15 protein-coding genes and 1 pseudogene are annotated in these 18,818 nt (G+C 71.8%); 9 read left to right on the top strand and 7 right to left on the bottom strand.

The genetic code is table 11. The features are described from left to right. The first annotated feature begins 161 nt into the window (after positions 1-161). Positions 162-2,084 (top strand): ABC transporter ATP-binding protein, encoded by a 1,923-nt coding sequence (locus AB0C25_RS01970; RefSeq protein ID WP_357369030.1) that lies wholly within the window; start codon positions 162-164, stop codon positions 2,082-2,084. A gap of 61 nt (positions 2,085-2,145) precedes the next feature. On the opposite strand, the gene thrS is transcribed toward AB0C25_RS01970, so the two are convergent. Next, a complete protein-coding gene (gene thrS, locus AB0C25_RS01965; RefSeq protein ID WP_357368572.1) occupies positions 2,146-3,363 on the bottom strand; it encodes a threonine--tRNA ligase in 1,218 nt (405 codons plus the stop codon). Between the two features lie 520 nt (positions 3,364-3,883). Here thrS and AB0C25_RS01960 point away from each other — a divergent pair. The 4 genes and pseudogenes from AB0C25_RS01960 to AB0C25_RS01945 all read left to right on the top strand — a co-directional run bounded on the left by AB0C25_RS01960 (position 3,884) and on the right by AB0C25_RS01945 (position 6,032). Next, positions 3,884-4,501 carry a DedA family protein gene (locus AB0C25_RS01960; protein ID WP_357368570.1) on the top strand — a complete coding sequence of 206 codons (618 nt, stop codon included), beginning with the start codon at positions 3,884-3,886 and terminating at the stop codon, positions 4,499-4,501. Positions 4,502-4,546: 45 nt separating this feature from the next. After that, positions 4,547-4,914, top strand: a pseudogene (locus AB0C25_RS01955) (type II toxin-antitoxin system RelE/ParE family toxin). After that, a complete protein-coding gene (locus tag AB0C25_RS01950) occupies positions 4,911-5,243 on the top strand; it encodes a helix-turn-helix transcriptional regulator (RefSeq protein ID WP_357368568.1) in 333 nt (110 codons plus the stop codon). The pseudogene AB0C25_RS01955 and the gene AB0C25_RS01950 overlap by 4 nt, the downstream one beginning before the upstream one ends. 150 nt (positions 5,244-5,393) lie before the next feature. Continuing rightward, a complete protein-coding gene (locus AB0C25_RS01945; RefSeq protein ID WP_357368566.1) occupies positions 5,394-6,032 on the top strand; it encodes a DUF998 domain-containing protein in 639 nt (212 codons plus the stop codon). Here the strand turns inward: AB0C25_RS01945 and AB0C25_RS01940 are convergent. Continuing rightward, positions 5,989-7,392: an NAD(P)H-quinone dehydrogenase gene (locus AB0C25_RS01940; protein ID WP_357241518.1), complete on the bottom strand. Its 1,404-nt coding sequence runs from the start codon at positions 7,390-7,392 to the stop codon at positions 5,989-5,991. The genes AB0C25_RS01945 and AB0C25_RS01940 overlap by 44 nt on opposite strands. Positions 7,393-7,498: 106 nt before the next feature. On the opposite strand from AB0C25_RS01940, the gene AB0C25_RS01935 reads away from it, so the two are divergent. Further along, positions 7,499-7,954, top strand: coding sequence for a gamma-glutamylcyclotransferase (locus AB0C25_RS01935; RefSeq protein ID WP_357241515.1), 456 nt, complete (start codon positions 7,499-7,501; stop codon positions 7,952-7,954). A 75-nt stretch (positions 7,955-8,029) separates the two neighbouring features. On the opposite strand, the gene AB0C25_RS01930 is transcribed toward AB0C25_RS01935, so the two are convergent. The 3 genes from AB0C25_RS01930 to AB0C25_RS01920 all read right to left on the bottom strand — a co-directional run bounded on the left by AB0C25_RS01930 (position 8,030) and on the right by AB0C25_RS01920 (position 10,492). Further along, positions 8,030-8,773: a hypothetical protein gene (locus AB0C25_RS01930; protein WP_357368565.1), complete on the bottom strand. Its 744-nt coding sequence runs from the start codon at positions 8,771-8,773 to the stop codon at positions 8,030-8,032. 104 nt (positions 8,774-8,877) lie between these two features. Beyond that, positions 8,878-9,855 carry a hypothetical protein gene (locus AB0C25_RS01925; RefSeq protein WP_357368563.1) on the bottom strand — a complete coding sequence of 326 codons (978 nt, stop codon included), beginning with the start codon at positions 9,853-9,855 and terminating at the stop codon, positions 8,878-8,880. 4 nt (positions 9,856-9,859) lie between these two features. Further along, positions 9,860-10,492, bottom strand: coding sequence for an MBL fold metallo-hydrolase (locus AB0C25_RS01920; protein ID WP_357368561.1), 633 nt, complete (start codon positions 10,490-10,492; stop codon positions 9,860-9,862). 93 nt (positions 10,493-10,585) lie between these two features. Between AB0C25_RS01920 and AB0C25_RS01915 the strand changes: the two genes are divergently transcribed. Further along, positions 10,586-11,584, top strand: a complete 999-nt coding sequence (locus tag AB0C25_RS01915; RefSeq protein ID WP_357369028.1) for a DUF4349 domain-containing protein — start codon at positions 10,586-10,588, stop codon at positions 11,582-11,584. Here the strand turns inward: AB0C25_RS01915 and AB0C25_RS01910 are convergent. Together AB0C25_RS01910 and AB0C25_RS01905 are read right to left on the bottom strand one after the other, a co-directional pair. Then, positions 11,541-12,800, bottom strand: coding sequence for an amidohydrolase (locus tag AB0C25_RS01910; protein ID WP_357368559.1), 1,260 nt, complete (start codon positions 12,798-12,800; stop codon positions 11,541-11,543). The genes AB0C25_RS01915 and AB0C25_RS01910 overlap by 44 nt on opposite strands. 438 nt (positions 12,801-13,238) lie before the next feature. Then, on the bottom strand, positions 13,239-14,822 hold the full coding sequence (locus AB0C25_RS01905) for a methylmalonyl-CoA mutase family protein (protein WP_357368557.1): 1,584 nt from the start codon (positions 14,820-14,822) through the stop codon (positions 13,239-13,241). A 206-nt stretch (positions 14,823-15,028) separates the two neighbouring features. Between AB0C25_RS01905 and AB0C25_RS01900 the strand changes: the two genes are divergently transcribed. Together AB0C25_RS01900 and AB0C25_RS01895 are read left to right on the top strand one after the other, a co-directional pair. Next, complete coding sequence (locus tag AB0C25_RS01900) at positions 15,029-17,092, top strand: serine/threonine-protein kinase (protein ID WP_357368556.1); 2,064 nt, start codon at positions 15,029-15,031, stop codon at positions 17,090-17,092. Between the two features lie 47 nt (positions 17,093-17,139). Further along, positions 17,140-18,816: a phospho-sugar mutase gene (locus AB0C25_RS01895; protein WP_357368554.1), complete on the top strand. Its 1,677-nt coding sequence runs from the start codon at positions 17,140-17,142 to the stop codon at positions 18,814-18,816. The last annotated feature ends 2 nt before the right edge of the window (positions 18,817-18,818 follow it).

Raw genomic sequence — 18,818 nt, 5'->3', positions numbered from 1 at the left:
AGCGCGACGAGCCGCGCACCGCGGCCGTACCCAGTCAGAAGCCGGCCGGCGACGAACGGACACCGGGAGGGGACGCGTCGGCGCCCGGCGGCGGCGCCGCGACGCCGAAGCGGCTGCCACCCGGCCGTGCGGGCGGCGGTCCGCCGTGGATGAGCGCCGGGATGCCCGCCGAGAAGTCGATGAACTTCGGGCCGTCCGCCCGCCGGCTGCTCGGCCGGTTGCGCTCGCACCGGCTGCACCTGGCCGCGATCATCACGTTGGCCCTGGTGAGCGTGGGGTTCAGCGTGGCCGGCCCGAAGATCCTCGGCCACGCCACCGACCTGATCTTCACCGGGGTGATCGGCCGGGACCTGCCCGCCGGCACCACCGCCGAGCAGGCCGTCGCCGCGGCGCGAGCCAGCGGCAACAACAGCTTCGCCGACATGCTGGCCCGGATGGACGTGGTGCCCGGAATGGGCATCGACTTCACCGCCCTGAAGCGGGTGCTGCTGCTGGCCCTCGGGCTCTACCTGGCCGCGAGCGTGCTGTCCTGGTGGCAGGGTTGGCTGCTCAACGGGGTGGTCCAGCGCACCGTGCTGCGGCTGCGCGCCGAGGTGGAGGAGAAGCTCAACCGGCTGCCGCTGCCGTACTTCGACAGGCAGCCCCGCGGCGAACTGCTCAGCCGGGTCACGAACGACATCGACAACATCTCGACGAGCCTCCAGCAGACGCTGAGCCAGCTGCTCACCTCACTGCTGACCGTCGTCGGCGTGCTGGCCGTGATGTTCTGGATCTCACCGCTGCTGGCCCTGGTGGCCCTGGTCGCGGTGCCCCTGTCGGTGCTTGTCACCCAGCGCATCGCCAAGCGCTCACAGAAGCAGTTCATCGCCCAGTGGACGCACACCGGCGAGTTGAACGGCCAGATCGAGGAGGCGTACACCGGTCATGAGCTGGTGAAGGTCTTCGGCCGGCAGCGTGAGGTGGAGGCCGCGTTCCACGCGAAGAACGAGGAGCTGTTCCGGGCGAGCTTCGGGGCGCAGTTCGTCTCCGGGATCATCATGCCGTCGATGATGTTCATCGGAAACCTGAGCTACGTGGCGATCGCCGTGGTCGGTGGGCTACGGGTCGCCTCCGGCACGATGAGTCTGGGCGACGTGCAGGCGTTCATCCAGTACTCCCGGCAGTTCACCCAGCCGCTCACCCAGCTCGCCTCGATGGCCAACCTGCTCCAGTCCGGGGTGGCGTCGGCCGAGCGGGTCTTCGCGGTGCTCGACGCGGACGAGCAGACCCCCGACCCGGTCGAGCCGGCCCGGGTCGCCGACCCGCACGGGCGGGTCGAGTTCGAGCACGTCTCGTTCCGCTACGAGCCGGACAAGCCGCTGATCGACGACCTGTCGCTGGTCGCCGAGCCGGGGCACACGGTGGCGATCGTCGGCCCGACCGGCGCCGGCAAGACCACACTCGTCAACCTGGTCATGCGCTTCTACGAGCTGGACGCCGGCCGGATCACCCTCGACGGGGTGGACATCACCACGATGCGCCGCGACGACCTGCGCGGCCGGATCGGCATGGTGCTCCAGGACACCTGGCTGTTCGGCGGGACCATCCGGGACAACATCGCCTACGGGCGGCCGGACGCCACCGAGGAGGAGATCCTCGCCGCCGCTCGGGCCACGTTCGTGGACCGGTTCGTGCGCAGCCTGCCGGACGGCTACGACACGGTCATCGACGAGGAGGGCAGCAACGTCAGCGCCGGCGAGAAGCAGCTCATCACCATCGCCCGCGCGTTCCTCGCCGAGCCGTCGCTGCTGATCCTGGACGAGGCCACCAGCTCGGTGGACACCCGTACCGAGGTGCTGCTGCAACGGGCGATGGCCGCGCTGCGTTCGGACCGGACCAGCTTCGTCATCGCGCACCGCCTCTCCACCATCCGCGACGCCGACCTGATCCTGATGATGGAGGACGGCCGGATCGTCGAGCAGGGCACCCACGAGCAACTGCTCGCCGCCCACGGCGCGTACCACCGGCTGTACCGCTCCCAGTTCACCGGTGCCGTCGCCGACGAGGAAACGGCCGACCCGGCCGCCCAACCCGCGTCGGTCTGAGGGGCGGGTCGCCGTGCGCGCCACGCGAACGACGGCGACCCACCCCAGCCCCGCGGGTGGGTCAGCCCGCCGGAAGCAGCTCGGCGGCGCGGGCGGCGACCTGCCCGCAGATCAGGGCCAACGCCGCGTCGGCGGGCATCGGCTCCAGGGCCCGACCACCGCGCAGACGCAGCGCGAGGCGTCCGTCGGCCGCCTCCCGGGCACCCAACACCCCGAGGTACGGGACGCGGCGGCGGGCCGCGTCCCGGATCCGGGCACCCAGCGAGCCGGCGCCGTCCACCTCGACCCGCAGGCCGGCGTCGACGGCCCGGCGGGCCAGGTCGGCCGCCGCGTCGGCCTGTCCGTCGTCGACCGGCAGCAGCACCAGTTGGACCGGCGCGTACCAGGCCGGGAAGGCGCCCTCGTGCACCTCGATCAGGTACGCGAAGAGCCGCTCCATGCTGCCGACCAGGCTGCGGTGCACCAGCACCGGTCGACGCCGGCTGCCGTCCGAGTCGGTGTACGACAGGTCGATCCGCTCGGGTTTGTCGAAGTCCAGCTGGATGGTGGAGATGGTCGACTCCCGGCCGGCCGCGTCGACGATCTGAATGTCGATCTTCGGGCCGTAGAAGGCGGCCTCGCCGGGCGCCTCGACGTACTCCACCCCGGCCAGCGCGCCCCGCAGCAACTCCTCCGCGTGGGCCCACTGCGCGTCGTCGCCGACGTACTTCTCCCCCGGCCCGCGCAACGAGAGCCGGAAGCCGACCGGGCGGACGCCGAGCGCGGCGTGCGCGGCGCGGATCAGTCGGAGGATCTCGACGACCTCCCCGCCCACCTGCTCGGGGGCGCAGAAGGTGTGCGCGTCGTTGAGCGAGATGGCGCGTACCCGGGCCAGCCCGCCGAGCACCCCGGAACGCTCCGAGCGGTACATCCCGCCCAGCTCCGCGATCCGCAACGGCAGCTCCCGGTAGGACCGGCCCCGCGCCCGGAAGACCAGCGCGTGGTGTGGGCAGAGCGCCGGGCGGAGCACGAACTCGTCGTCGGCGCTGAGCCGCATCGGCGGGAACATGTCGTCGGCGAAGTAGCCGAGATGCCCGGAGAGTTCGAAGAGTTCGCGCCTGCCCAGCGGCGGCGAGTAGACGTGCTGGTGGCCGGAGCGGCGCTCCAACTCCCGGACGTACTCCTCGACGGCGTGCCGGGCGGCGGCGCCGGCCGGCAGCCAGATCGGCAGGCCGGCGCCGGCCAGCGGATCGGAGACGAAGAGGTCCAGCTCGCGGCCGAGCCTACGGTGGTCGATCATGTCGGGCTCCTGGATCGGGTACGACCCGGAGGCGACCTGGGCTCCGAACGGCGCGCGGCCCTCGGGGGCGGATCGCCCCGGGGCCTGGTCGACTGTGGTTACGTCAGAGCGGCACGCCGGGGATTCCCGGCGTCGTGGTCACCACAACCGCGCTGCGCATACGGCGACCGTACTCGCGGGGCAACCGGGGACGCACCCGGATTTGCGGCGGCGAGCAGAGAGGTGGGCCGCCGGCGCGGGACCCGCCGGCGGCCCTGGCGGCCCGAATCGTCAGGAACGGGGGACCCGACGGGCGTGGGCCGCGCCCGTCAACGGTACGCCGACGTGCGCCGTTCTGCCGCCCGGTACCGGACGGGTGGGACGGGCGTCGAACCCGTCACCCGAGATCGGTTGACCTCGTTGTACCTGGGTGGCCCCCGTCGTGTCGACCGTCACGACGGGCCGGGCCTGTCCTCCGTGACGCCGGACACGCCGTCAGGCTCAAGACACCCAATCGGCCGCATCCGGCGAGGTGGCAGGCGTGCCCGAACTACTGACTGACGTCGCATCGCCGACGTGGGCGTACCTGGTGCTGCTCGCCCTCCTGATCGCGGACGCCTTCGTCCCGGTGATCCCCACCCAGATCGTCATGATCACCAGTGGCGCGCTCACCGTCTACGGCGGGCTCAACCTGCCGGTCACCATCGCCGTCGGCGCACTCGGTGTCTTCGCCGGCGATCTGGCCTGCTACCTGCTCGGGCGCAACGCACCGGACCGGCGGGCACCCCGGCACGCCGAGCTGAGCCGGGCCCGCCGGATGGCCAGTCGGGTCACCAAGGGGCTGCGCCAACCCGGGCCGATGGTCATCCTGCTCTGCCGGTTCGTGCCCGGCGGCCGGATGGCGGCCTGTTTCTCGGCCGGTCGCAGCCGTTACCCGTACCGGCTGTTCGTGCTCTACGAGGCCGTCGCCGCGCTGGGCTGGGCCACCTACGGCGCGCTGGTCGGGCACCTCGGCGGCACCGCGCTCACCGAGTCGGCGTGGCGACTGGCCATCATCGCCACCGCCGCCGCGGTCGGCTTCGCCGCGGCGGGATGGGCGATGACGCTTGTCAGCGCCCGCCACGCCCGCGCCGCCGGAGCGGACATCCCCATCGACTGAGTGTCGGCCCACCCGGCGGGTATAAGCTGGACTTATATTGACGAGATGTGGGACGTCAAGCTTCATCCTGAGGTCGAGGAGTGGTTCCTCGACCTCTGCAGGACGGATCGCGCCAGTGCCGACCTCATCAGTGAGGCCATCGACCTCCTCACGGAGCACGGGCCAGCGCTCGGGCGTCCATTGGTCGACCGCCTCAAAGGCAGCTCCTTCCACCACATGAAGGAGCTGCGACCTGGGTCCGCTGGTTCCACGGAGGTCCGCATGATCTTCGCTTTTGATCCACTTCGAGAGGCTGTCTTTCTGTCGCCGGGGACAAGTCTGGCCAGTGGCAGACTTGGTACCAGACGGCCGTCCCCTTGGCGGACGATCGGTTTCAGGAGCACCTCATCAGCCTGAAAGGCGCACAACGATGACCGGTGGAGCTGACTGGCGGGACGTGAAGGCGAAGGCCCGGGAGCTCGACCCGTCCTGGGATCATCCGGAGCGGGTTGCCCGACGCGCTCAGCAGCGCGAGCAGATGCTGGCGTCGGTCAGCGGTGCGCAGCTGGCGGAGATCCGTAAGCAGTTGGGCATGACCCAAACCCAGCTCGCCGAGGCCACCGGGTTAACCCAGGCGAGGATCAGCCAGATCGAGAATGGCGAGCACACCAGCCTGGAGACACTCCGTGCCTACGTCACCGGGCTGGGCGGCCACCTCGACGTCGTCGCCCGTATCGGGAACATCCACCTGAACGTTGCCTGACCGAGCGATGGCCGCCTTTGGGAGGCCAACACGCGGCCGCACCTGCGGGGACCACACCGGTTCTCCGGATGCCTCTAGGGGTCGCCTCTCGGGGCGATTTCGGTGGGCTTCCCGGATCCGGCTGGGGTGTCCGCGGCGACAGGCTGGGGCATGCCTGGAACCCGGAACACCGGTCTGCTGGCCCTGGGCGGGATCGCCGTGGCGGCGCTGCTCACCGTGATCGGTCACCTCGAAGTCAACGACGACCTCAGCCCGTGGGCGCTGACCATCAGCGACTTCGCGGTCTCCGACCGGGGCGGCGTCATCGACGTGGCCATGGTGGTGCTCGCCCTCGCCACGATGGCGCTGCTGTACGGTCTGCGCCGCACCGGCCCACCCCGACCGCGCGCAGCGACGGCCGAGTTGCTGCTCGGCGCGTGGGTGGCCGGGCTGCTGCTCGCCGCGGTGGTGCCGACCAACGAGCCGGGCACCGCCATGACCACCGAGGCCTACCTGCACCGGTACGCCTCGGTGGTCGCCTTCCTGGCGCTACCGGTCAGCGGTTGGCTGCTCGCCCGCCGGCCGGCCCTGGCCCCCGCGGCCCGGACGCTCCGCACCCTCGTCCTGCTCAGCCTCGCCCTGGCGGCGGCCATGATCTGGTCCGCCTACCCCGGCGACCGCATGCTCATCGGACTGGCCGAACGCCTGCTCATCCTCGCCGAGGTAGCGGTCCTGGCCACGGTGGCGGTAACCCAGACCCGGAGGGTCACTCCAGCTCGTGGAGCATCAGCTGGCGTGCTGCTTCGGTGATCGAGCCCGACAGCGACGGGTAGATGGTGATGGTCTGGGCCAGCTCGTTGACCGTCAGGTTGTTCTCCACGGCCATCGTGATCGGCAGGATCAGCTCGCTGGCCTTAGGGGCGACCACCACACCGCCGATCACCTGGCCGCTGGCCGGACGGCAGAACAACTTCACGAAGCCGTCGGAGAGGTCGTCCATCTTCGCCCGGGCGTTGCCGGACAGCGGCAGCATCACCTGCCGGGCGGGGGTCTTGCCCGCGTCCACCTCGTCCTGCGAGACGCCCACGGTGGCCAGCTCCGGGTCGGTGAAGACGTTCGCCGCGACGGTACGCAGCCGCAACGGGCGGACCGCCTCGCCGAGGGCGTGCCACATGGCGATCCGGCCCTGCATCGCGGCGACGCTGGCCAACAGCAGCACACCGGTGCAGTCACCGGCGGCGTAGATGCCGGGCACGTTGGTCCGGGACGCCCGGTCGACTGTCACGTAACCGCCCCGGCCCAGCTCGACGCCGTACTCGGTCAGGCCCAGGTTGGCCGTGTTCGGGATCGAACCGACGGTGATCAGCGCGTGCGAGCCGGTGACCCTGCGGCCGTCGGAGAGTTCCACCTCGACGCCGTCGGCGGTACGCCGGACCGCGTCGGCCCGGGAGTTGTTGAGGATCTCCATGCCCCGGTTGCGGAACACCCGCTCGATGGCGGACGCGGCGTCGGCGTCCTCGTGCGGCATCACCCGGTCCCGGCTGGACACCAGGGTTACCTGGACCCCCATGGCCAGGTACGCGCTGGCGAACTCCGCGCCGGTGACACCGGACCCGACCACGATCAGGTGTTCGGGCAGCTCCGGCAGGTCGTACACCTGGCGCCAGGTCAGGATGCGCTCACCGTCCGGTACGGCGGTGGGCAGCTGGCGGGGTGTCGAGCCGGTGGCCACCAGCACGGTGGTCGCCGCGATGGAGTATTCCTCCCCGCCGTCCGCGGGAGTCACGACGACCAGGTGGGTGTGCCCGAGGGCGTCCTCGCCGAGCCGGGCGGTGCCGGCCACGAAGGTGACGCCGGCCTTGAGCAGCTTGGCGTGGATGTCGGCGGACTGCGCCAACGCCAGTCGCTTGACCCGCTCGTGCACGGCCCGAGCGTCGACGGTGACCGCCTCCAGGCCGTCCGAGTGCACCCCGAACTCCTCGGTGTCCCGATAACCGGTGACCACCCCGGAGCTGGCGATGAAGGTCTTCGACGGCACACAGTCGGAGAGCACGCAGGCCCCGCCGGCACCGTCGGCCTCCACCACAGTGACATCGGCGTCCAGCTGGGCGGCGACCAGCGCCGCCTCGTACCCGGCCGGCCCCCCACCGATGATCACGATCCGGCTCACAGCGTTCGCCCTTCGTCCAAGCTCACAGTGACTTTGTTCTCCCGAGCGCATTCGACACGCACTGTCGTATTCTCCCCCACCCGTCCGCCGGGCTATCGTCATCGCCGTGCGTCATCACGCCGCCTACGGCTCAAATCTCGATCCCGCCCGGATGCGCGCCTACTGTCCGCATTCGCCGATGGTGGGCACCGGCTGGCTGGAAGGCTGGCGGCTGACCTTCGCCGGAGCAGACGTGATCGGCTGGGAGGGTGCGGTCAGCACCCTGGTCGAGTCGCCCGGTGACCGGGTCTTCGTCGCGCTCTACGACATCCACCCGTACGACGCGGGTCAACTCGACCAGATCGAGGGGGTGACCGCCGGCACGTACCGCAAGCTGCACGTCCGGGTTTCCACCCTCGACGGCGACGTGACCGCGTGGATCTACGTCTTCAACGGGTACGAGGGCGGCCTGCCGACGTCGTGGTATCTGTCCGAGATCGCGAACGCCGCCGAGAAGGCGGGCGCCCCGGACGACTACGTCACCGAGTTGCGGTCCCGCCCCACCGGCACCGCGTCGGCGTAGCAGCGCGTATCGCACCTCCCCAGTCTGCTCCCGCCGCCGAGCGGAGCGCGGATCGGGTGCGACGAGGGTCGTCAATCACACACCGGCGGCGAGGTCGGCCCGGGTGCGGTGCAGCAACTCGACAAGCTCGGCGCCGGCAGCCGGACCGAGGGCCGTGAACGCCGGCGCGACGAGACGGTTGGTCACCGCCTCCGCCCAGAGTCGCCGGCGCACCAACGGCCCGATCGGCGGGTAGGGCGGCGACCAGCCGCAGGCCACCGCCCCGGCCTCCCCCTCCGGGCCGGCCAGCACGGCCTCCAGCGGGGTCATCCCGGCGGCGCGTACCGCCAGCAGGTAGGCACCGGTGAAGTGTTCCCGGAGCAGTCGCAGCCCGGCGGCGCTGCGGGCGCCGGCGGAGAGATCCGGCATCGGCATGGCCCGCCACGCGGCGAAGAGCGGCATGGCGCTGGCGTCCGCCGCCACCACCGCACGCTCGACGAGGAACGCCAGGCGCTCGGTGGCGGGCAGGGCGTCGAGCTGCTGCGCGCCCCATCGGCAGCACTCGGCGAGGCTCGCCGCCGCCACCTCGACCGGCGGGACGATCCGGGCGGCGGCGTCCCACCCGTCGGCGACCGCGTCCGGGGCGATGAACCCGAGCGCCGCGGCGGCCGTCTCGGCCCGCACATCGCCAAGCGCGCCAGCCCGACCACTGATGTAGAACGCCCAGCCGGAGATGCCGAGCAGTCGGGCACGGCGCAACGTGGCCGGGTCCCGGGCGAACGCGTCGCCGAGGTCGAGCACGACCGGCTTGCTGGCGGCAGCGACCTGCTCCGGCGTCATCCGAGCGGCCCTCTCGGGCAACCCGATCCATCGACCACGACGAGGCCCCGATCCGGGGTCACCCGCCCTGGACGGCCCGCACACTCGTCGTCGTCCATCGATGGTCAGTCTCCCGCGCCACCGCCCTCGTCCGCATTCCCCTCTTCGGCCGCCAACGCCTCGACCGCCGCCTCCACCTCGCCCGCGCGCCGCCGAGCCACGGTGACCGCTCGCTCGGCGGCACGCCGAGCGAGCTTGGCCCGGCTGAGATCCTGCTCGGCGACCGCCCGCCGCCGCTCCAGCTCGGCCAGTTCGGCCTCGATCCCATCGAGTACGGCAACATCGTCCCGCTCCTGTCCGGCCGCCTCGGTCAGCTCGGCCTCCGCGCGTTGCTGGTCGGTCCGGGCCTTGACCAACTCCCGATCCAGGGCGCGGCGCTGTCGGGCCCGCTCGGCACGGGCGGCCCGCTGCGCGGCCTGCTCGGCGCGCTCCGCGGCCCGATCCGGGCGGGGCACCGCCTCGGGACGCCCCCGCTGGGCACCCGGTCGGCGGGTCGGGCGTTCCTCCTCGGGCCCCTCCTCGTCGTCGCCGGTGACCAACCTCAGCTGCGGCCGGGGCACCTCGCCGAAGCCGGCGTAGCTCGCCGCCCGGAGCAGGCGGCCCGCCCGGACCTGCTCGGCGACGTCGACGTCGGAGAACGCCGCGTTCAGCGTCGACTCCACCTCGGCCAGTGGCAGCCGACCGGCCGGTGGCGCGTCCGGCTCCGCCGCCGCGAGCCTGCGAACCTCGGCGACCAGGGCGCCGACCACCGCCCGGCGCTGCGCGGACAACTCCCGCAGTCGAGGCCCGCGCAGCTCCCGCTGGGCCGTCCGCAGGGCATCGGCGAGCTGGACCAGGTCGGCGACCAGCTCCGGCCGTTCGATGGCGAGCAGGTTCACCAGCCAGGCCGCCACCGTCGGGCGACGTAGCCGGGCCAGTTGTCGGGCAGCGCCCGGGTCGCCGGCACGGCGGGCCTCGGCCACGGCGGCGTCCCGGGCGGCCACGAACCGGTCCGGTGGGATGCGGTAGAGCTGCTGCACCAGCTCCGCTGACGGGCCGGGCATCGGATCAGACGTCCACCCGGCTACCGGGCTCCAGCCGCTGGTACTCGGTGCCGGACAGCGCGGTGTACTGCCCGTTCAGCACGCGCAGACCGTTGTCGTTGAGCAGGCCGTCGTGCAGGGCGTACGCCCGCCGGGGCGCGACCGCGCGGATGAAGTCGAGCACCTCGGAGAACTTCGACCAGGGGGCGTGGATCGGCGCGAAGAGCGTGTCGACGGGTGTCTCGTCGGGCACCACCAGGGAGTCGCCCGGGTGGTAGACCACGTCGTTGATCAGGTAACCGAGGTTGTCCACCACGGGGATGTCGGGGTGGATCACGGCGTGTCGCCCCCCGTACGCCCGGACGGCGACCCCGGCGGCGGTGAACGACTCGCCGGGCTTGACCGGGTGCAACACCTCAGCGGTGTCGCCCAGGGTCTCGGCGAGTGAGGCCGGCCCGTGGATCGGGAACGGTCGCCGGTCGAGCTGCTTGCGCACCGCGGCCAGGTCGAGGTGATCGGAGTGCAGGTGGGTGATCAGCACCGCGTCCGCGCCGTCCAACGCCGACGCGGAGTCGCTGAACACCCCGGGGTCGACGACGAGCACTCCCCCGTCGTGTTCCACCCGGAGGCAGGAGTGGGCGTACTTGGTGAGCCGCATCGTGACTCCTCGATTATCGAATCGTGACGTCCTCAGCGCAGTCTGCCGGAACCAGCCGACGTGTGCGCCGCGTCCGAGCTATCGCCACACCGGATCACGACGAGGGGAGCGGGGATGGACGGACAGGTGGTACGACGCCGCGGCACACTGCTGGCGGTGACGGCGCTGGCGGCGGCGCTGGTCTTGACCGGGTGCGGGGCCGGCGACAGTGGAACGGCGGACACCGCGGCCGCCCCACCGGCGGTGGACCGCGACGCTGCGCGGGACAACGCGGCGGTAGCGCCCGAGGCGGCCAAGGCCGGGGACCGGCAGCAGGCCGGGGCCGGGGCACCCCAGGAGGCCGACACCGGCGCACCGGACCTGCGGGTCGACCAGCGGGCCATCATCTACACCGGTTCGATGCGGGTGCAGGTGGACGATGTGGACGCCACCGCCCGGGAGGTGAGCGCCCTGGTCACCCGCGCCGGTGGTTTCATCGGCGGTGACCAGCGGCGAAGTGCCGGTGCCGACGCCGTGACCGAGTTGCGGTTGCGGGTGCCGGCGGAGAAGTTCACCGAAGTGGTGGACGAGATCGCGAAGCGCGGCCGTCAGCAGAGCCGGGAGATCAGCACCGAGGACGCCACCGAGGCGATCGTCGACCTCGACGCGCGTATCACCAGTCAGCGGGCCAGGGTGGAGAGCGCCCGCCGGTTGCTGGCCCGCGCCAGCTCGATCACCGACCTGGTGTCGTTGGAGAACGAGTTGGGTCGCCGCGAGGCCGACCTGGCGTCGTTGGAGGCCAAGAAACGGCGACTGGCCGACCTGACCGCGCTCTCCACGATCACCGTGACACTTGTCGGGCCGGCGGCCAAGGCCACCGAGGAGGAGGCCGAGACCGGCTTCCTGGTCGGGCTCAAGGATGGCTGGAAGGCGTTCGTGGCCTCGTTGACCGTCCTGCTCACCGTGCTGGGAGCACTGCTGCCGTGGCTGCTGGCAATCGGCGTGCCGGTGGCGGTGCTGCTGTTGGTGCTGCGTCGCCGGAGGAAGACCTCGATGCCGACCGCCCCGGTCAGCGCGCCGCCGCCAGTGCCCGCAGCGCGGTCTGCACCATGACGCGTACGCCGGCGGGGATCGCCCGCTCGTCCACGTCGAAGCTTGCCCGGTGCAGGTCGACGTTGGGACCCGAGCGACCCACGCCGAGCCGGGCGAGGGCGCCGGGGACGTACTCCAGATACCAGGAGAAGTCCTCGCCGCCCATGCTCTGCGGCGTCTCGGCGATCCCCTCCGGCCCGAGCGCGGCGGCGGTGGCGGCGGTCAGCACCTGGATGGCCCGCGCGTCGTTGGACACCGGCGGCCGGCCGCGCAGGTATTCCAGGTCGACAGTGGCGCCGGTCGGCGCGATCACGTCCCGGACCACCTGAGCGACGATCTTGGGGGCCAACTCCCACGTGTCGCGGTCCATCACCCGCAGGGTGCCGGAGGCGCTCGCCTCGGAGGGAATGACGTTGTAGCGGGTGCCGGCCGAGGCGTGGCCGAAGACCAGCAGCAGGCCACTGTTGGCCGGCACCCGGCGGCTGACCAGGGCGGGCACCTCGGTGACCAGCCGGCCGAGCGCGTCGACCAGGTCGACGGTCAGGTGCGGGCGGGCGGTGTGCCCGCCCGGACCGGAGAGCCGGACGGTGACGTTGTCGGCGGCCGCGGTGATCGGGCCGACCCGCAGGCCGACCTTCCCCACCGGCAGGTTCGGGTCGCAGTGCAGCGCGAAGATCTGCACCACGTCGTCCAGGCCGCCGGCCTCGATGACCTCCAGTGAGCCGCAGGGCAGGATCTCCTCGGCCGGCTGGAAGATGAGCCGGACCCGCCCGTCCAACTCACCCAGGTCGGCGAGCTGGGCCAGCAGCATGCCGACGCCAAGCAGGATCGTGGTGTGCACGTCGTGGCCGCAGGCGTGGCAGACGCCCTCCACCGTCGACCGGTAGGGCACGTCCTTGGAGTCGTCGAGGGGCAGGGCGTCGATGTCGGCGCGCAGCGCGACCACGGGACCGTCGGGCCGGCCGTTGACGTCGCAGATCACGCCGTTGCCCTTGGGCAGCAGGCGCGGGTTGAGCCCGGCCAGCGAGAGCTCCCGGGCGATCAGCGCGGCCGTCTCGAACTCGTTGCCGGACAGCTCAGGGTGCGAGTGGAGGTGACGGCGCGTAGCGATCAGCCCCGGTACCCGGAGGGCGAGGAGGTGGTCCAGTTCGCGGGGCAGCGGTTGGGAGCCTGGCGGCGTCTCCAGCCAGGACGACGCCAGCTGGCCACCCGTGGGCAGCGTCAACGCACTCGTCACGTCGAATTCTCGATCACTAGAAATGGATGGATCATCGGGGACAGCAGACAGCCTAGACCTCCGACGGTGACGCTGCGCAACCTCGTTACGGTAATGATCAGACCGCGCAGAGTCAGGTACGCCCTGTTCGGAGCGCTCGGAGATGTGTGGGACAGCAGGTAGATCGCTATCGAACGCCGACATCCGCCCCTCACCTCCTACAACGCGTAACCAATCGCGGCGGCCCAGGATCCGGCGGAACACGCGGGGATCCAGGTGTAAATTGTCGCATTAGTCGGGGTGGTGAACTGACACTCCGACAATTAGCCGACCACACCCGCAACCAGCCGGATAGGGACGCTCACATGGAGCCGTCCACCGCGGCCGCACACCGTGTGCGTCCGCGCTCCTCCGGTCCGGTACCCGCCCAGCCCGATGGACACACCGCGACCGGGACGGTCAGAAGCGATCGGTGGGCCGGTACAGCCCCCACACCTCGCGCAGCGTCCCGCACACCTCACCCACGGTGGCCCGGGCCCGCAGCGCCTCCTTCATCGGGTAGAGCACGTTGTCCGAGCCCTCCGCGGCGGCCCGCAGGTCGGCGAGGGCCCGCGTCACGGCCGCGCCGTCGCGCTCGGAGCGCAGCCGCGCCAGCCGCTCGGCCTGGCCCGCCTCGATCGTCGGGTCGACGCGCAGTGGCTCGTACGGCTCCTCCTCGTCCACGGCGAACCGGTTGAGCCCGACCACCACCCGCTCACCCGAGTCGATCTCCTGCGCGATCCGGTACGCGGACTGCTCGATCTCCCGCTTCTGGAATCCGGCCTCGATCGCGTCCACCGCCGAGCCGTGATCGGCCACCCGCTCCATCAACTCGAGCGCGGCGGCCTCGATCTCGGCGGTCATCGCCTCCACCACGTACGACCCGGCGAACGGGTCGACGGTGGCGGTCAGGTCGGTCTCGTACGCCAGCACCTGCTGGGTACGCAGCGCGAGCCGGGCCGCCTTCTCGGTGGGCAGGGCGATCGCCTCGTCGAAGCTGTTGGTGTGCAGCGACTGCGTGCCGCCGAGCACCGCGCCCAGCCCCTGCACCGCCACCCGGACCAGGTTCACCTCCGGCTGCTGCGCGGTGAGCTGCACGCCCGCGGTCTGCGTGTGGAAACGCAACATCATCGACTTCGGATCCTTCGCGCCGAAGTCGTCGTGCATCAGCCGGGCCCAGATCCGCCGGGCGGCGCGGAACTTCGCCACCTCCTCCAGCAGTGTGGTGCGGGCCACGAAGAAGAACGACAGCCGGGGCGCGAAGTCGTCCACCGCGAGCCCGGCGGCCAGCGCCGCCCGTACGTACTCCACACCGTTGGCCAGGGTGAACGCGATCTCCTGCGCGGGCGTCGCGCCGGCCTCGGCCATGTGGTAGCCGGAGATGGAGATGGTGTTCCACTTCGGCACCTCCTTGCGGCAGTACGCGAACGTGTCCGCGACCAGACGCAGCGACGGCTTCGGCGGGAAGATGTACGTGCCCCGGGCGATGTACTCCTTGAGGATGTCGTTCTGGATCGTGCCGTTGAGCGCCGAGCCCGGCACCCCGTTCTCCTCGGCGACGAGCTGGTAGAGCAGCAGCAGCACCGAGCCGGGCGCGTTGATGGTCATCGAGGTGGAGACCTTGTCCAGCGGAATGTCGGCGAAGAGCAGCCGCATGTCCTCGATGGAGTCGATGGCGACACCCACCTTGCCGACCTCGCCGTGCGCGATCGACTCGTCGGAGTCGTAGCCCATCTGGGTCGGCAGGTCGAACGCGACCGAGAGGCCCATCGTGCCGGCCCGCAACAGTTGGTGGTACCGCGCGTTGGATTCGGTGGCGGTGCCGAAGCCGGCGTACTGGCGCATGGTCCACGGACGGGAGGTGTACATGGTGGGGTAGACCCCCCGGGTGTACGGAAACTCGCCGGGGGCGCCCAGCCGGGAGTCCAGGTCCTCGGGAAGGTCCGCGCCCGTGTAGACGCCCTTGATCGGAAAACCGGACTCGCTTGACCGCCGTTCGTTCATCCCCGGATGGTAGGTCGCGTGGGCATCTCGCCGGGTGAGGGATACCGCACAGCCTGTCCCGAGCCGTCGACAGCAGGTGAACGACGTCGCACTTTCTGTCGACTTCGACAAACGTCCGTCGCGTCGGCTTTCGCATCGGGCGTCGGAACCAGCAAGATAGGGGGGTTGTGTCCCAGCCCCCCTCGATTTCCCCCGGTGGCTTTTCTGTGACTCAGATCCCGACGTGGAGCGGCGGACCAGTCAGTCCCGCCAACGGCCGCGCAGCACCCGGCACCACCATCGGTGGCCGGTACTCGCTGCGGTCCTCGGTGGGCAACGGCGGCATGGGCACCGTGTGGCGTGCCACCGACACCCTGCTGCGCCGTGACGTGGCGGTGAAGGAGGTCGTCCTGCCTCCGGGGCTGGCCCCCAGCGACCGCGACGCCATGTACGAACGCACCCTGCGCGAGGCCCGGGCCGCCGCCGCGATCCAGCACCCGGCCGTGGTGCAGGTGTACGACGTGGTCACCGAGGCCGGCCGGCCGTGGATCGTGATGGAGCTGCTGGACGCCCGCAGCCTCGCCGACATGGTGATCGAGGACGGGCCGGTCGCGCCCCGCGCCGTCGCCAAGATCGGCATCGCGCTGCTCGGCGCGTTGGAGGTGGCGCACGCGATCGGCGTCCTGCACCGCGACGTCAAACCGGCAAACGTGCTGATCTGTAGCGACGGCCGGTGCGTGCTTACCGACTTCGGGGTCGCTCGGATGCCCACCGACGTGCAGCTCACCACCCCGGGGATGGTGCTCGGCTCACCGCACTTCATCTCGCCCGAGCGGGCCATGGGCCAGGAGTTCGGTCCGCCGAGCGACCTCTTCTCGCTGGGTGTGACGCTCTACACGGCGGTGGAGGGGCGACCCCCGTTCGACAAGGGTGACCCGATCGAGACCATGCACGCCGTGGTCGAGGACCCACCGGCCCCACCGCAGCGCAGCGGCCCACTGACCCGCGTGCTGATGGGCCTGCTGGAGAAGGACCCGGCGCGCCGGTTGGACGTGCACACCTCCCGGGCCATGTTGCGCGAGCTGCTCGCCGGGCCGCTCGGCAGCACCGCCACCGCGGTGCACTCGGTCACCGACCCGTACGCGGTGGTGCCGGTGCAGCAACGCCCGCCGGTGCCGGTCCTCCCGCCGCCGACACCCGAGCCGAAGTCGGACAAGCAGATCGGTGGCCCGGCGATGCTGGCCCCGGACGAGTCCCTGACCGATCGGCTCGCCGCGCTGCGCCGGGGCGAGCGCCCCCGGCCGGCCACCCCGGGCGGTGCCACCGGGTTCGACGAGACCAGCGCCGACGTGTTGGCCGGCCCACTGCACACGCCCACCGGCGCGATGCCCGGCCCCGGCCAGCCACCTCCCCGGCACACCTACGGTGGCAGCGCCGACACCACTCAGCGGGTGGACGCCGGCGGGCACCCGGACGCCACCCAGCGGGTCACCTACGGCAGCCCGGCCGATGCCACCCAGCAGGTCGGGTACGGCGGCGCACCGGAGGCCACCCAACGCATCGGCGGCACCTACGGGGGCGGCAACCAGTGGTCGGTGCCCGGCACCGGCCAGCCCTGGGCCACCTCGCCCGCCCCTTCCGGCGGCGGCGCTCTCGACAAGGCCCGCGCCACCGGTGGTCAGCTCGTCAGCACGGTCAAGGGCTGGCCCCGCAAGGTGCAGCTCGCCGCGGCCGGCGGGTTGGCCGTCGTGCTGCTGCTCACCGTGGTGGCCCTCACCAGTGGCGACGACCCCCCGCCGAACACCCCGGCGGCCCAGCCGTCCGCGTCCGCCCCGGCGGCCTCCACGGTCGAGATGGAGGAGCACGCGGCCCGCGGCATCCAGGTCATGGTGCCGAAGGGCTGGAAGAAGGCCACCGGCGGCTCCTACACCGACTACATCGACCCGGAGGACAGCGGCCGCAAGGTCCGCATCATCACCGAGAAGTGGTCGAGCGACGCCAACCGCTGGGCGGAGACGGCAGCGAACGGCCTCAAAACCAGGAGCACCTCCTGCGCCAAGCCGTACCAGCAGGTCAACGCCGCCACGACGGAGCTGGACAGCAGGCCGGCCGCCGAATTCGAGTACACCTGCGGCGAGGGCGACGTCATGCGGCACGGCGTCTGGCGTGGCGTGGCCGAGGGTGGCAAGGCGTACTCGTTCTACCTCACCTCGACGAACGCCAAGTTCGCGGAGAGCAAGCCGATCTTCGACGAGATGGCCAGGACGTTCAAGCTCACCGGGGCGGGCTGAGCCGAGGGAACCGACAGCGGTGATCCGCCGCCGTGCTATCAAGAGGCATGGCGGCGGACACCACTGACAACGACGACATTCGCGAGCAAGCCCGGCGCTGGCTGGCCGACGACCCCGACCCGGCCAGCCGGGACGAGCTGACGGCGGTGCTCGACCGGCTGCCGGCGAGCGCCCCGGAGCTGGCCGACCGGTTCGCCGGTCCGCTCACGTTCGGCACGGCGGGCCTGCGCGGCCCGCTGCGCGCCGGCCCGAACGGCATGAACCTCGCCGTGGTCACCCAGGCCGCTGCCGGTCTGGTCGGCTGGCTCGCGGCCCAGGGCGGCACCGGCCCTCTGGTGATCGGGTACGACGCCCGGCACGGCTCCCGGCAGTTCGCCGAACGCACCGCCCAGGTGGCCACCGGCGCGGGCCGGCCGGCGCTGCTGCTGCCCCGCCCACTGCCCACCCCGGTGCTGGCGTACGCGGTGCGCCAACTCGGCGGGGTCGCCGGAGTGATGGTCACGGCCAGCCACAACCCGCCCCAGGACAACGGCTACAAGGTCTACCTCGGCGCGGAACTGGGCGGTGAGCTGGGTGCCGGCGCGCAGATCGTGCCGCCCGCCGACGCCGGTATCGAGGCGGCCATCCGGGCGGTCGGTCCACTGACCCAGGTGCCGTTGGGTCCACCCGGGCAGGTGCTCGGCGATGACCTGGTCGCCTCGTACGTGGAACGGGCCACCGCGGTGATCGACCCGGACGGACCTCGGGACCTGACCGTGGCGTACACGCCGCTGCACGGGGTGGGCGCGGCGGTGCTGACCGCCGCCTTCGCCAGCGCCGGTTTCCCGGTGCCCGGTGTGGTGCCCGACCAGGCCGAGCCGGACCCGGCGTTTCCCACCGTGTCGTTCCCCAACCCGGAGGAGCCGGGGGCGGTGGACCGGTTGATCGCACTGGCCGACTCCACCGGCGCGGACCTCGCCATCGCGAACGACCCGGACGCGGACCGGTGCGCGGTGGTCGTCCGGGACGGCACGGGCGGCGGGCAGGGCTGGCGAATGTTGCGCGGCGACGAGGTGGGCGTGCTGCTCGCCGACCACCTGATGCGCCGTGGGGTGACCGGGCTCTACGCCACCACGATCGTGTCGTCGTCACTGCTGCGGGCGATGTGCGCGGCCCGGGGCCTGCCCTACGACGAGACGCTCACCGGCTTCAAGTGGATCGTGCGGGCGGGCGGCGGCAGCGCACCGCTGGTCTTCGGCTACGAGGAGGCGCTCGGCTACTGCGTCGCCCCGGAGCACGTACGGGACAAGGACGGCATCACCGCGGCGCTGACCGTGGCCGAGCTGGCCGCCGGCCTGAAGACGCAGGGCCGCACGTTGATCGACCGGCTGGACGAGTTGGCCGCCGAGTTCGGCGTGCACCACACCGACCAGCTCTCCGCCCGGGTGGACGACCTGCGGGTGATCACCGACGCGATGGCCCGGATCCGGGCGGCCACCCCGACCACCCTGCTCGGGCAGCCGGTCGACAGTGTGCGGGACCTGCTACCCGAGTCGGACGTGGTGATCCTGCGGACCGCGGTGGCGCGGGTGGTGATCCGCCCATCCGGGACCGAGCCGAAGCTCAAGGCGTACCTCGAGGTGGTGGAGCCGGTGCCCGACGGCGACGTCGCCGCGGCCCGGGCCCGCGCGGAGTCGGCGATCGCGCGGCTGCGCACCGAGATCGCCGCGGCTCTGGGACTCTGACC

The organism is Micromonospora sp. NPDC048839 (assembly GCF_040649915.1).
Classification (GTDB): Bacteria; Actinomycetota; Actinomycetes; order Mycobacteriales; family Micromonosporaceae; genus Micromonospora.
This window is presented reverse-complemented; position numbering and strand designations above follow the sequence as displayed.